11 protein-coding genes are annotated in these 14,664 nt (G+C 29.9%); 5 read left to right on the plus strand and 6 right to left on the minus strand.

What is annotated here, in order from left to right; all coding sequences use genetic code 11:
- Positions 1–5 precede the first annotated feature (5 nt).
- Positions 6–524 (plus strand): thioredoxin family protein, encoded by a 519-nt coding sequence (locus tag FP421_RS06095; protein WP_159948646.1) that lies wholly within the window; start codon positions 6–8, stop codon positions 522–524.
- Here the strand turns inward: FP421_RS06095 and FP421_RS06100 are convergent.
- Genes FP421_RS06100 through surE form a run of 5 tightly spaced genes read right to left on the minus strand, consistent with a single transcriptional unit; the run spans position 514 to position 5,221 of the window.
- Entirely contained in the window at positions 514–2,541 is a 2,028-nt protein-coding gene (locus tag FP421_RS06100; protein WP_159948648.1) for a ComEC/Rec2 family competence protein, read from the minus strand. The genes FP421_RS06095 and FP421_RS06100 overlap by 11 nt on opposite strands.
- Positions 2,542–2,579: 38 nt before the next feature.
- A complete protein-coding gene (locus tag FP421_RS06105; protein ID WP_236548057.1) occupies positions 2,580–3,059 on the minus strand; it encodes a C40 family peptidase in 480 nt (159 codons plus the stop codon).
- Between the two features lie 5 nt (positions 3,060–3,064).
- Positions 3,065–4,174 (minus strand): lipid-A-disaccharide synthase, encoded by a 1,110-nt coding sequence (gene lpxB, locus FP421_RS06110; protein ID WP_159948650.1) that lies wholly within the window; start codon positions 4,172–4,174, stop codon positions 3,065–3,067.
- A gap of 1 nt (position 4,175) precedes the next feature.
- Positions 4,176–4,463 carry a hypothetical protein gene (locus FP421_RS06115; protein WP_159948652.1) on the minus strand — a complete coding sequence of 96 codons (288 nt, stop codon included), beginning with the start codon at positions 4,461–4,463 and terminating at the stop codon, positions 4,176–4,178.
- Positions 4,451–5,221, minus strand: coding sequence for a 5'/3'-nucleotidase SurE (gene surE / locus FP421_RS06120; protein WP_159948654.1), 771 nt, complete (start codon positions 5,219–5,221; stop codon positions 4,451–4,453). The genes FP421_RS06115 and surE overlap by 13 nt, the downstream gene beginning before the upstream one ends.
- Before the next feature lie 199 nt (positions 5,222–5,420).
- Between surE and FP421_RS06125 the strand changes: the two genes are divergently transcribed.
- Positions 5,421–7,553: a carboxy terminal-processing peptidase gene (locus tag FP421_RS06125; protein WP_159948656.1), complete on the plus strand. Its 2,133-nt coding sequence runs from the start codon at positions 5,421–5,423 to the stop codon at positions 7,551–7,553.
- Positions 7,554–7,626: 73 nt separating this feature from the next.
- On the plus strand, positions 7,627–8,073 hold the full coding sequence (locus FP421_RS06130) for a thioesterase family protein (protein ID WP_159948658.1): 447 nt from the start codon (positions 7,627–7,629) through the stop codon (positions 8,071–8,073).
- A gap of 48 nt (positions 8,074–8,121) precedes the next feature.
- On the opposite strand, the gene FP421_RS06135 is transcribed toward FP421_RS06130, so the two are convergent.
- Positions 8,122–9,750 carry a sodium/sugar symporter gene (locus FP421_RS06135; RefSeq protein WP_159948660.1) on the minus strand — a complete coding sequence of 543 codons (1,629 nt, stop codon included), beginning with the start codon at positions 9,748–9,750 and terminating at the stop codon, positions 8,122–8,124.
- A 320-nt stretch (positions 9,751–10,070) separates the two neighbouring features.
- Between FP421_RS06135 and FP421_RS06140 the strand changes: the two genes are divergently transcribed.
- Together FP421_RS06140 and FP421_RS06145 are read left to right on the plus strand one after the other, a co-directional pair.
- Positions 10,071–11,372, plus strand: coding sequence for a tyrosine-type recombinase/integrase (locus tag FP421_RS06140; RefSeq protein WP_159948662.1), 1,302 nt, complete (start codon positions 10,071–10,073; stop codon positions 11,370–11,372).
- A gap of 56 nt (positions 11,373–11,428) precedes the next feature.
- On the plus strand, positions 11,429–14,623 hold the full coding sequence (locus tag FP421_RS06145; protein WP_159948664.1) for a type ISP restriction/modification enzyme: 3,195 nt from the start codon (positions 11,429–11,431) through the stop codon (positions 14,621–14,623).
- Positions 14,624–14,664: the final 41 nt, after the last annotated feature.

The raw sequence follows: 14,664 nt of genomic DNA on the forward strand, positions 1-14,664 counted from the left end.
TAAATATGAAAAAAATAGTTATACTTTTTACCTTAGTTTGTTTTAGCATTAACTTATCTGCTCAAGAGAACGTAAAATGGCTTTCTTTTGAAAAAGCGATTGAATTGAATAAAGAAACACCGAAACCTATTTTAATAGATGTATATACAGATTGGTGTGGTTACTGTAAGAAAATGGATTTAAATACCTACTCGAATAAAACTATTTCTGAGTATATCAATGATAATTTCTACGCTGTAAAATTAGACGGTGAAGAAAAAAATGATATTGTTTTTAATGAGTATACTTTTAAATTTCAAAAAGAAGGTAGACGTGGTTATCATCAATTACCAGCTGCTTTAATGAATGGAAAATTATCTTACCCTACTACTATTTTTTTATCTAAAAATGAAAAAATATTAGACAGAATACCTGGTTATTTAGACAAAAAAATTATGGAAAAGGTTTTGGTTTATTTTTCTAAAGAAGTTTACAAAACTAAAAATTGGGAAGATTTTGATAAAAATTTTAAATCTAATTTATAGATTGTTCTTTTAAAACAAATGCACCTTGTTGTCCTGTATAATGAAAAGGAATTTGATATTCTAAACTAGTCTTTTCCCAACGAATTACATAACTTTTATAATTAGATCCATCAGCAATTATTTGTGTGGGTTGAGTGCTTTTTATCAATCTTTCTAAATTAATTTTTGGTGAGTATTGTAAAATTACAATTGGCTTTTTAAGATTTCTAATTTTATAAACACCTAAACTGTCTACTAATAAAATAGTGTGATTAGAAAATTGCTTTATATTTCTAAAATTTATCTTTTTTACTTCCTGAATATCTTCAGAAATTCGATAAGATTTTATAGTATTATCTCTCAAAAATTGTAAGCTATCTAAGTTGTGATGTACAAATAGTTTTTCTCCTCTTCTCTCTCCTAGTAAGCTATGTCTACTTTTATTAAAAACAATAAATTCTTTTTGGTTCTGAGTTCTATTCTTCTCAACCAAAAAAAGTGATTGTACAAAAACTACAGCTATTAAAAACAATATTAACTGTTTTCCTGTTTTTTTGATTAGTAAATAAATCAATGTAAAAAGTGCTATATACCATAGCAACATCATGCAAAGTGAGATTGAAATATCTTTAAAGAGAAAATCTTCTTGATGAGAAATCCAACTTACAAAACTGTTCATTAAAGAAATAATTGCTCCATATACATCAGCAATAATTTGTGGCAATAAACTACAAAGTGATGATACAATTACTAAAATTCCGCCAATTAAAATTGCTCCTAAAAACGGAATAATTATCAAGTTGGATGCTAAAAACAATCCTGGAAACTGTTGGAAATAATAAATGCTTAAAGGAAAAATTCCAACTTGCGCAGCAATAGAAACTGTAAATAATTTCCAAAAGAAATCGATTATTCTGTATTTAGGTTTCCAAATAGAATAGAGTTTTGATTGTGTCCACAAAATACCAAAAACAGCCAAATAACTGAGTTGAAAACCAACATCAAATAAGAACATTGGCTTAATCAACAACAAGAAAAATAGTGATGAAATAAATGAAAATTCTACAATATTTTTACGTCTAAAAGACATGCCAAAAGCAACAAATGAAAACATCGTTACTGCTCTTACAACAGAAGCTGACAAACCTGCAATAAAAGCAAAAACCCACAATAACAAAACGATAATAACAGTTTTTAAGACCTTACCATTTTTTAATTTTTCTAGTGGTTTAAAAACAAAAGACAGTATCAACAAAATAACACCAACGTGTAAACCTGAAACTGCCAAAATATGAATTGCTCCTGCATTTTGATAATCACTAATTAGAGATTTAGAAATATCTTGTCTTTGTCCTAATAGCAATGCATTAATCACTGCTAATTCATCTTTTTTAAAGTTATAATTAGCTAATGATTTCTGAATTTCAGCTCTCAATTTTGCAGACCATCCGTATAAACTTGATTGTTGTGTTTCTTTTTTAAAAAACTGATTTTTCTCTATAAAAACCTGATGGTGTATTCCTTGTTTTGCTAAATATGACCTATAATCAAATTGATGTGGATTTAGAGGTGGGATTAATTTCTTAAAGGTAGGTTTTAGTATTATTTTGTCATCCACTTTTAAAAGGTTAGACAAACTATCTTTCAATACATTTAAAAGAATGGTTCCTCTAGTATCTTTATCATCTACAGAGATTACATTTGCTTGGTATTTCTGATAATAATTACCAGGTTTTAAAATTTTATGAATTTGTAATACTACTGATAATTGTTCTTTAAAATGATTCTTATAATAGTCATCATAATTTCTGTCATCAGAAATATAAACAGAAGAAATTCCAGTAAAAAAGAACAACCACAAACATGTAATAGTGATTACAACTCTATTTTTTATAAGAAAGAAAAGTAGTGAAAAGGTAAGTACAAGAAATAGATTTAGAAAACCATATTTCCAAAACTGAGTGAAAAACTGGAAACAAATTCCAGAAACTCCAAGCACGACAAAGTGCAAGGGTAAATAATTCAATAACCTTTTCATAGCAAGATAAAGTTACTAAAAAAATTGAAAATAATCTGCTATAAAATTGTCGTTGCTTTTACAAAAGCTTTTTTCCAGTATTTTTCTGATAATGAAGAGACAATTACACCTCTAGAAGAAGTGGAATGTATAAAACGAATAACTCCTTTTTTGTGAGAAACAACCAAACCTACATGATTGATACCTCTTCTACTTTTGCTAGTTCTAAAAAAAACCAAATCACCCTTTTTAACTTTGCGTAAAGAGATTTTTCTACCTCTTTTAGCCATATCTCTAGAAACTCTTGGCAATAAAACATTCTGACTACCGTAAGCTACATAGACTACACCAGAACAATCCATTCCTCTTTTTGTAGTACCTCCAAATCTATAACGAACGCCCTTATATTGCATTGCATTAGCTACAATTCTATCTACTTTTGAAGCGGGTTTTTTATTGATATTCACTGCTTTTTTAGATGATGAACAAGAACTCATCAACAATGAAAAGACAACCCACAAAAAAACAATTTTTTTCAAACGATTTATGTTAACTGTGCTATAATTTGTTTTGCTACTTTCTCTGAGGCACCTTTACCTCCTAATTTTTTCTCTAACTCAAAATAATCTAAAAACAGTTTTTCTCGATGTTTTTCGTCTAAGATTTTAGTTAGTTCTTTCTTGAGGTTTCTTTGGTTAAAATCATACTGAATTAATTCTTTCACAACTTCTTTATCCATAATTAAATTCACCAAAGAAATGTATTTTAAAGTAATGATTCTTTTTGCAATTTGATAAGAAACACTTCCTCCTTTATAACAAACCACTTGAGGAACTTTAAATAATGCTGTTTCTAAAGTTGCTGTTCCAGATGCCACTAAAGCAGCATAAGAAACACTTAATAAATCGTAAGTTTTATTATTGATAAAATTTACTTGCTTCTTTCCAATAATTTTTTGATAGAAATTAAAATCTTGACTTGGGGCACCAGCAATAACAAATTGATATTCAGGAAAATCATCAATCAAAGATAACATTACCAACAACATTTTAGTAATTTCTTGTTTCCTACTACCTGGTAATAAAGCAATAATAGGTTTATTATTAAGTTGGTGATCTTTTCTAAACTGATGAATGTCTGTTTGTTTTCTACCGGCAATTCCATCAATTAAAGGATGACCAACAAACTCAACTTCATAATCGAACTTTTTATAAAAATCTTTTTCAAAAGGAAGGATCACAAACATTTTATCGATGTCTCTTTTAATCCCTTTTACCCTACTTGCTCTACTTGCCCAAACTTGTGGCGAAATATAATAATTGGTTCTAAATCCTTTCTTTTTTGCCCATTTTGCAATACGTAAATTAAAACCTGAATTGTCTATAAAAACAATTACATCTGGATTAAATTGCTCAATATCTTTCTTACAAAACTTAATGAAAATCATTACTTTTCTAAGGTTTAGTATTACCTCAAAAAAGCCCATAAACGCTCTTTCTTTGTAATGACTTACCAAAGAACCACCAACACTTTTCATTAAATCTCCACCCCAAAAACGAATGTCAGCTTTTGCATCTTCTTTGTACAATGCTTTCATCAAATTTGATCCGTGTAAATCTCCTGAAGCCTCTCCTGCAATAATGTAATATTTCATATCAAATAAACTTTAGGATAAAAGTGGTTAGTGCAATTAAAATAGTAGCTAATAATACTCCTTTTGCTCTAAGGTCTTGTTTCTTTTTGATAAAAATAAAAAAAACAAATAAATTAGGAATTGCTGCAATAGACAACACTTTTCCATATAATTTTCCTTCTTGAATCATTGTCAATGTTTCATCAAAACCAAATCTAGAAAAATACTCTAGGTAGAGAAACAATCCTCCAAAGGTTGCAAAAAAAGCAACTAAAACACCTATGAAAACATCTTTTTTTATAATTCCCAAGAATTTAATTTTTGAATCATATGATGTGCAGTCATATCAAATTGAACAGGAACCACAGAAACATATCCATTTTCTAAGGCATATACATCTGTATCTTGACCTTTATCTTTATTTATAAACTCTCCAGAAAGCCAATAATACTCTTTGCCAAACGGACTTTTACGTTTATCAAAATCTTCTCTCCAGTATCCGTTAGCTTGTCTGCAAACCTTTACGCCTTTTATTTCTTCCTTTTTTAAATCTGGGATATTTACATTCAATACAACACCTTCTGGAATTCCGTTTAACAACGCATTTAAAGTAATATTTTTTACATATTCTTCAGATGGTTTAAAGTCTGCATGCCATTTAAAGTCTAACAATGAAAATCCGATTGCAGGAATCCCTTCAATACCAGCTTCAATAGCAGCACTCATTGTTCCAGAATAAATCACATTTATTGATGAATTTGATCCGTGATTAATTCCAGAAACACATAAATCTGGTTTTCTATTTAAGATATTATTCACGGCCATTTTTACGCAATCTGCAGGAGTTCCAGAACAAGTATACTCTAGCTGAGGACCTTCATCAATAGTAATAGGATTGCAAGTTAAAACATTATCAACAGTAATAGCATGTCCCATTCCACTTTGTGGACTATCAGGAGCCACAACCACAACTTCTCCAATTTTATTCATAATTCGTATCAAAGCTCTTAGTCCAGGTGCAGTAATACCATCATCATTAGTCACCAAAATTAAAGGTTTGTCTTGCATATTTTTAAATTTTATTACAAATGTAATTGATTTTATACGATTTTCTTTTTAACATTTTATAAAGAACAAACTTTTGTAATTTAGACACATCTATAATTACATGATGATGGCAATGATTGCATTATAAACTTTGGCATTATTTTAGTAGATTAGCAAAGCAGAACTTGTAATTAAAAATAAAAATCACGACTGAAGATTTATGAAGACGAAATTAAGAATTACCTTAGTAGCATTATCAACATTACTGTTAGTTAACAGTTTTCAAATTCAAGCAAATACTTTTGAAAAAACAAATTCTGATCCAGAAAAAGACAAAGTACTCATCTACATTTTAAGAAATATATTAACCAGAAGTCATTTTGTAGTCAAAGATATGAATGATGATTTTTCTGAATATGTTTTTGAAGAATTTATAAATGGTTTAGATCCAAACAAAAGATACTTTACCCAAAAAGATTTAAAAGAGTTTTCTAAGTACAAATTCCAAATAGACAACCAATTGCTAAAAGAAGACGTAAGTTTTTACAATTTAGTATATAGCAGATTTACAGAAAAAATTAAAAATGCAAAGTTGTATTATGGAGATTTATTAGCATCACCTTTTAACTACAAAAAAAATGAAACTATAGATGTAGATTATGATAAAGTACCATTTGCAAAAAACGAAAATCAATTGATTGACTACTGGAGAAAGCAAATGAAATTGAGTACATTAATCCGTATTCAAGACAAAATAGAAAAAGAAAAAGCAACTAAAAAGAAAGATAAAAAGTATAAAATAAAAACTTTTGCTCAATTAGAAAAAGAAGCAAGAGCAGAAGTTTTGAAAAATATGGATGAACTCTATTTAAGAATAGAAGAACTAGAGCATGAAGATTGGTTTTCTACATTTTTAAACAGTGTTGTTGGTGCTTTTGATCCACATACAACTTATATGGCTCCAAGAATAAAAGAGCGTTTTGACCAAGACATGTCTGGAAAGTTAGAAGGAATTGGAGCGCGTTTACAGAAAAAAGGAATTTACACCCATGTGTTTGAGTTGGTTTCTGGTGGTCCTGCTTGGAAACAAGGAGACCTAGAAGCTGGTGACATCATTTTAGAAGTTGCACAAGGAGATAAAGAACCTTTAGATATTGTTGGAATGCGTTTAGACGATGCCATTAAGTTTATTAAAGGGAAAAAAGGAACTGAAGTACGATTAACTGTTAAGAAAAAATTAGACGGATCTACAAAAATTATTTCTATCATTAGAGATGTTGTAGAGTTAGAAGAAACTTTTGTAAAATCTAGTATCGTTAAAAAAGACGGAAAAAAATATGCCATTATAGATTTACCTAAATTTTATATCAGTTTTGATGACCAGAATTATAGAGACTCTGCAAAAGATATGGAGAAAGAAATTGAGAGGTTGAAGAGCGAAGGTGTTTCTGGATTAATTATTGACCTTAGAAATAATGGAGGTGGTTCCTTAAAAACAGCCATTGAAATTAGTGGTTTATTTATTGATAAAGGCCCAATTGTACAAATAAAATATAGAGGAGAAAACCCGATTGTAAAAAAAGACATCGATCCAAAAATTCAGTGGGATGGAGCTGTTGTGGTTTTAGTAAATGAATTTTCTGCTTCTGCTTCAGAAATTTTTGCAGCTGCAATGCAAGACTATAAAAGAGCTGTAATTATTGGTGGTAACCAAACTTACGGAAAAGGAACTGTACAAAGTGTTTTACCCATCAATCAGTTTACCAAATACCAAAAGAATCTAGGCGCACTAAAAATGACCATTCAGAAATTTTACAGAATTAATGGTGGCTCAACTCAAATTGAAGGCGTCTATTCTGATATTGCAATTCCTAGCAGATATAGTTATATGAAATTTGGAGAAAGAGATTTAAACGGAGCATTGATTTGGGACAAAGTAAAACAAGCTAACTACGTACAAACAAATTCTTACGCTAATTTTGCTGATGTAATTTTTAACAGCAAACAAAGAATTAGTACAGATCCAAAATTTAAACTGATTAATGAATACGCCAAATGGTTAAAAGAAAATCAAGATGATACTTCTTATTCTTTAAACTTCAAGAAATTTACAGCAGAAAAAAAAGAACAAGAAAAAGTTTCTAAGAAATTTAAATCTGTTTTTGATTATAAATCTAATTTAGAATTTATTTCACCAAAATATGAGTTTTCTCTTTTTGAGAAAGATCCTGTTTTAAAAGACAAAAGAGTTGCATGGCATAAAAACTTATCTAAAGATGTTTATGTTTCTGAAGCATTAAATGTGCTGAGTGAATTAAAATTGAAAAACAAAAACGAAATCGTAAAAAATTAACAAGTAATAAATAACAATTAATACCTGATGAATTTCCTTTTTAAAATTCATCAGGTATTTTTAATTTAAAAACATGAGTTTTAAAGTAGCTTTTAATACAAAATGGTCAGATTTTGACCCTAACAGACATATGCGTCATACTGCCTATAATGATTATGCAGCAGAAGTTAGAGTACGTTTTTTTAGAGATCAGAACTTTTCTATAGAAAAATTCACTGCACATAATATTGGTCCAATTTTATTTACCGAAGAAACATCTTTTAGAAAAGAAATTCATTTAGGAGAAACCATCACTGTTGATTTTAAATTATTGGGTTTATCAGAAAATAATGAGCGTTGGAAAATAGAACATCGAATTTTTAATGAAGCAGGTAAATTATCTGCAACCGTAAAAGTATATGGAGCTTGGATAGATTTATCTAAAAGAAAGCTAACAATTCCACCTAAAGAAGCTCAATACTTGTTTGATAATGCTGAAAAAAGTGATGAATTTGAAGTGATTCAATTAAGAAGAAAGTAAAAAAAAGCCCAACTAAATTGGGCTTTTTTTTTTGATAAAACTTACTGTTTACCAAAACAAAGAATACAATACGGCTAACAAAATACAAACAACAATAGAGCCAATATTAAATAATGGTGTGGTTTTAAATAAATTTTTAGAAATTTCAATTCCTTTTTCGTCATTAGCTCCTTTATTTTGAATATTACTCATAATCATGATAATAATTAAAGTAAGTACAGTTGTTATTCCCATTTGATGCATCCAAGGTTCAAAAACTGGGATAGGAATTAATTTTAACGCAAAGGCAATTGGTATTGATAATATTGCTCCCCAAATTGCAGCATTATTTGTTGTTTTTTTCCAAAATAAACCTAATAAGAAAACTGCTAAAATACCAGGACTCACAATACCTGTATACTCTTGTATAAATTGAAATGCCTGGTCTATACCCCCTAATAAAGGAGCTACTACAACTGCTGTAATTAAAGCAACTGCAGCAGAGATTCTACCAACATTTACAGTTGTTTTATCACTTGCATTTTTATTAATATATTGTTTGTAGATATCCATTGTAAAAATAGTAGATGTTGAATTTAACATTGAAGCTAAAGAAGATACTACTGCTGCTGCTAACGCAGCAAAAGCAACACCTTTAAGTCCTGTTGGTAAAAACTGTAATAACCAAGGGTAGGCTTTATCAGCTTGTGCTACTGATGGTGTATTTAACACACCTACTTCACCCAAATTTGCCATAATTGCTGGATCATTTACCATAACATAAGCAGCAATTCCTGGAACCACAACTATTAACGGAATAATTAATTTTAAAAATGCAGCTAATAAAATACCTTTTTGAGATTCTTTTAATGATTTAGCAGCCAATGTTCTTTGAATAATATATTGGTTGAATCCCCAGTAATATAAATTCGCTACCCATAATCCTCCAACTAAAACCCAAATACCAGGTAAATTAACATAGTTGTCATTCGTCTCTTCTAAAATCATATGGAATTTTTCTGGTGCAGCCTCCCAAACCTTAGAAAATCCTGCTAACATTCCTTCACCTCCTGAAACGGTGTTTAATGCTAAATAAGTTGTTATCAATCCACCTAAAACTAAAAATACAACCTGAATAACATCTGTCCAAGCAACTGCAGATAATCCTCCATAAAGCGAATATGCTGCAGCAAATAATGCTAAACCTATAATGGCATATATCATATCTATTCCCATAATAGTTTCAATAGCCAAACCTCCCAAATACAATACAGAAGCAAGGTTTACAAAGATGTATAGTGCTAACCAAAAAACAGCCAAAATTGTTTTTAAGTTTGTCGAAAAACGTTTTTCAACAAATTCTGGAATGGTATATAACCCTTTTTCAATGAAGATAGGTAAAAAGTACTTACCTACAATAATTAAAGTTAGTGCAGCCATCCACTCATAAGAGGCAATTGCAATACCAAGTGCAAAACCTGAACCAGACATTCCTATAAATTGTTCTGCTGAAATATTTGCTGCAATTAATGAAGTACCTATTGCCCACCATGGCAAAGATTTACTTGCTAAAAAATAATCTTCTGCATTTTTTTGATGCCCTTTTTTATCTCTTGAGACCCATAGACCTACACCTAAAATTAATATGGCGTAAGCTATAAATACTACGTAGTCCCACATACCAAATCCTGCTGTCATAATTGTTAGTTAGTTAATTGTTATGTTTCAAATATATACATATATATTTTAGCTTAAAATTAAAAAAGTAAATGAATTTAAAAAATACAAAACAAAAAAAGCATCTCAAATGAGATGCTTTTTGCGGTCTGGACGGGACTACAAATATTATTTCCAATTATTCAGTATTCCAACTACAACAAGTCTTAAAGGCAATAAAATCAACACATAACAAACAATAAAAAACAATCCTACACAAACATACATAAAATATGTTGCCACTTATGTTGCCACTTATTGCAAAATAAAGTACATTTACATAGACTTAAAAACCAAAACGGATGGCAACTATCAATTTTAAATTAAAAGACCTTACATCTATAAAAGAAACACCTATAACCTATTATATAAGCATTAGCAGAGGTAATAGACTAAGAGGAGGTACTTCTTTTAGCATCAATCCTAAGTATTGGAATGAAGAAAAACAGGAAATTAGAAAAATTGCAGAGGTATCTAAAAAAAGAAAAGAGGTAAACAAATGGCTTAGAGAATTTGAAAGTTTTGTATTAGACACTATAGACGAACTAAAAGCCAAAAAACTAAAAAACGATACTATTAAAACCACCCTCAAAGAAGAAATTAAAAAATATCAAAACAAATCAACTATTGAAAAAAAAGTAGACAACTCTTTTTATCCATTTTTAGAACGTTTTAAAAATCAGTCTAAAGGCAGGATTATAGAAAAAACTGGTAAACCTATTTCTAATAGAACTATTCAAGATTATAAAACGGTATTAGACCATATTAAAGACTTTGAAACTAAAGAAAAGTATAAAATTACTTTTAATACCATCAACTTAGATTTTTACTATGCTTTTAAAGATTACTTAGAAGACAAAGACTATGCTTTAAATACTATAGGCAAATATTTTAAAGTGATTAAAGTATTTATGAATGAAGCCACAGAAAGAGGCGTAAACATAAACCTATCTTACAAATCGAAACATTTTGTAAAACCTACTGAAAAATCAGAACAAATTTACCTCAACGAAAAAGAACTTAAAGATATTATAAAACTAGACTTATCAGAAAACGAACAACTAGACAATGCCAGAGACTTATTTATTATAGGTGCATATACTGGTTTAAGAGTTTCAGATTTTAACGGTTTAACTAAAGACAATATTCACGAACATAAAGGAGTAAGAGTTTTAAGATTATATCAACAAAAAACAAATACCTATTTACCTATTCCAATACACCCAGAAGTAGAAAAAATTCTTAAAAAAAGAGATGGAAATCCACCAAACAAAATGCCTAATCAAAAAATTAATGATTGTTTAGAAATTATTGGAGGTAAAGCAAAAATAAACGAGTTAATAACCACAAAAAAAACCATAGGAGGCAAAGTAACTACAACCACAAAGCCAAAATACAAAATGATTAAAAATCATACTGCTAGACGTTCTTTTTGTACAAATGCTTATTTATCTGGAATGAATACTTTAGACATTATGGCAATTAGCGGACATCAGTCAGAGAAGACCTTTTTAAATTATATTAAAGTCTCTAAAGATGAAAGAGCCATAAAGATTGCAGAAAGCAACTTTTTTAAACCAAAGTCAGATTTAAAAGTAGTCTAAAACATAGGTTATCTGTTTTACTTTTGTATTTTTAAGCTACAAAAGAAAAAGATTAAATGACAATAGAAAGCTACCTAGACAACCTCAACCAACGTTATACGTTAGGCAATGCCACAGAACACACCTTTAGAGGAGACTTACAACAATTATTAGAAACACTATTACCAGAAGTAAGAGCCACCAACGAACCCAAAAGGCAGAAATGTGGCGCACCAGATTATATTTTAACTAAAAAAGATATTCCTATTGGTTTTATTGAAGCCAAAGACATTGGCGACAAAGATTTAGAGGGTAAAAAGAAAACAGGAAACAAAGAACAGTTTACCAGATACAAAGCCAGTTTAACCAATCTTATTTTTACAGATTATATCGATTTTCATATTTATCAAGATGGCGAATTTATTACCAAAATAGCTATTGCAGAGGTTTTAGAAAATCAAATAAAACCACTACCCCAAAACTTTGCAACGTTTACCAATTTAATTAAAGATTTTGCCACCCATATAGGGCAAACCATAAAGAGTTCTAAACGTTTGGCAGAAATGATGGCGGGTAAAGCTCGTTTATTATCAGACGTTATAGAAAAGGCTTTAAATAGTGATGTAGAAAACCTAGAGAATAGTACACTTAGAGAGCAAATGATGGCTTTTAAAGAGATATTAATTCACGACATCACTCCCAAAGGTTTTGCAGATGTTTACGCTCAAACCATAGCTTATGGCTTATTTGCAGCACGTTTGCACGACCCTACTTTAGATACATTTACCAGACAAGAGGCATCAGAATTAATACCAAAATCGAACCCTTTTTTAAGAAAGTTATTTGGTTACATAGCAGGTGCAGACATAGATGACCGTATTAAATGGATAGTAGACAATTTAGCAGAAATCTTTTTGGCTTGTAACGTAGAAGAGATTTTAAAAAATTACGGGAAATCTACAAAGATGGAAGACCCTATTATACATTTTTACGAAACCTTTTTAGCAGAATACGACCCTAAACTTAGAAAAGCCAGAGGAGTATGGTACACCCCTGCTCCAGTTGTTAATTTTATAGTAAGAGCGGTTGACGATATTTTAAAAACCGAGTTTAATTTACCACAGGGTTTGGCAGATAGTTCTAAAACTAAAGTAAGAGTAAAAACAGACATACCAAATAAGAATTTTAAAAGCGGATATAAAGAGGTTGACAAAGAATTTCATAAAGTACAAATACTAGACCCAGCCACAGGCACAGGAACATTTTTAGCAGAGGTTATAAAACACGTACATAAAAAATTTAAAGGACAAGAGGGTATTTGGAGCAGTTATGCAGAAAACAACTTGTTACCTCGTTTAAACGGTTTTGAGTTGTTAATGGCATCTTATGCAATGGCACACTTACAAATAGATTTACTATTAAAAGAAACAGGCTTTAAAGCCACCAGAAACCAACGTACAAAAATATATTTAACCAATAGTTTAGAAGAGTACCACCCAGACACAGGCACACTATTTGCCAATTGGTTAAGTAGTGAAGCAAACGAGGCAAACCATATTAAAAGAGATACACCAGTTATGTGTATTATTGGAAACCCTCCTTATGCAGTTAGCAGTACAAATAAAGGCGACTGGATACAAAATCTTTTAGTTGATTATAAGAAAAACCTCAATGAACGTAAAATAAATTTAGACGACGATTACATTAAATTTATACGTTATGGACAACATTATATAGAGAAAAACGGAACTGGAATTTTAGCCTATATTTCTAATAATAGTTTTATTGATGGTATAACGCATAGGCAAATGCGTAAAAACATTTTAGAAACTTTTGATAAGGTTTATATTTTAGATTTACACGGAAACGCAAAGAAAAAAGAAACTGCACCAGATGGAAGTGCAGACCAAAATGTATTTGATATTATGCAAGGAGTTTCTATAAACATCTTTGTAAAAACTGGTATAAAAAAGAAGAAAGAACTAGGACAAATTTTTCATTCTGAATTATTTGGTAAGAGAAATTCTAAATATGAAGAGTTAAACAACTTAAAACCTAAAACGATTAAATGGGAAAAACTAGAAAATAAAAAGCCTTACTACTTTTTTGTACCTAAAGATTTTGAAGCAGAAGAAAAATACAATAAAGGACTGAAAATTAATTATTTACTTAACCTAAATTCAAATGGAGTCGAAACCAAATGCGACGCTTTAGCTATCCAATTTCAAGAAAAGCAATTACAAAACATTATAAGTGATTTTCAAAATGAAACTGTAGAAAACTTAAAAGCAACTTATCCAGAAAAAAAAGATTCTAGTGGATGGACTTTTTTAAAGGCAAAAGAAAGTATTTTAAAAGATACATTTCAAAAGACTAAAATAAACTATCGCCCTTTTGATGTAAGAGAAACAATTATAACAAAGAAATCTGGAGGTTTTATTGGACGTTCAAGATTTGAAGTTATGCAACATTTATTACAACCAAATATTGGTTTAATAATACCTAGACAAACAACTCAAACATACAGGCATAATTTTATAACAAATAAAATAATCGAAGGAAATTTTACAGCAAGTGCAAAACTATTTGGAACAGGTTGCGTTTTTCCTTTATACCTTTACCCAGAAAAAACCAACCAACAAACCACAGAAGACACCCCAGAAAGAATACCAAACCTCAACTTAGAGATAGTAAGCGAAATTAGTAAACAATTAGATTTAACCTTTACAAATGAGAAAGAGCAAACCCCAAACACCTTTGCTCCAATAGATATTTTAGACTATATCTATGCAGTATTGCACAGCCCAACATATAGAGATAAATACAAAGAATTTTTAAAGATAGATTTTCCTAGAGTACCTTATCCAAAAAACCAAACTACTTTTTGGCAGTTGGTAAAATTAGGCAAAGAAATTAGAGAAGTCCATTTACTAGAAAGTGAAACCGTAGAAAATTACATAACCAGTTACCCAGAAACTGGAGACAATATAATTACCAGAAAATTAACCAAAACCGATATTGGTTACGAGCCTATTTCAGATACTTTAGGCAAAGTTTGGATAAATGATAATCAATATTTTAATAACGTGCCTTTAGTAGCTTGGGAGTACTATATTGGAGGGTATCAACCTGCACAAAAATGGTTAAAAGATAGAAAAGGCAGAGAGTTAACTTTTGAAGATATTTTACACTATCAAAAAATAATTGTTGCCCTATCTGAAACCCATAGAATAATGCAAGAAATTGATAAAATTGATATTGAAGAGGTGTAACCCCCCTCCCAGATACTAATGAACTTTTAAAAATTAATGAT

Source organism: Polaribacter septentrionalilitoris (assembly GCF_009832745.1).
Classification (GTDB): domain Bacteria; phylum Bacteroidota; class Bacteroidia; order Flavobacteriales; family Flavobacteriaceae; genus Polaribacter; species Polaribacter septentrionalilitoris.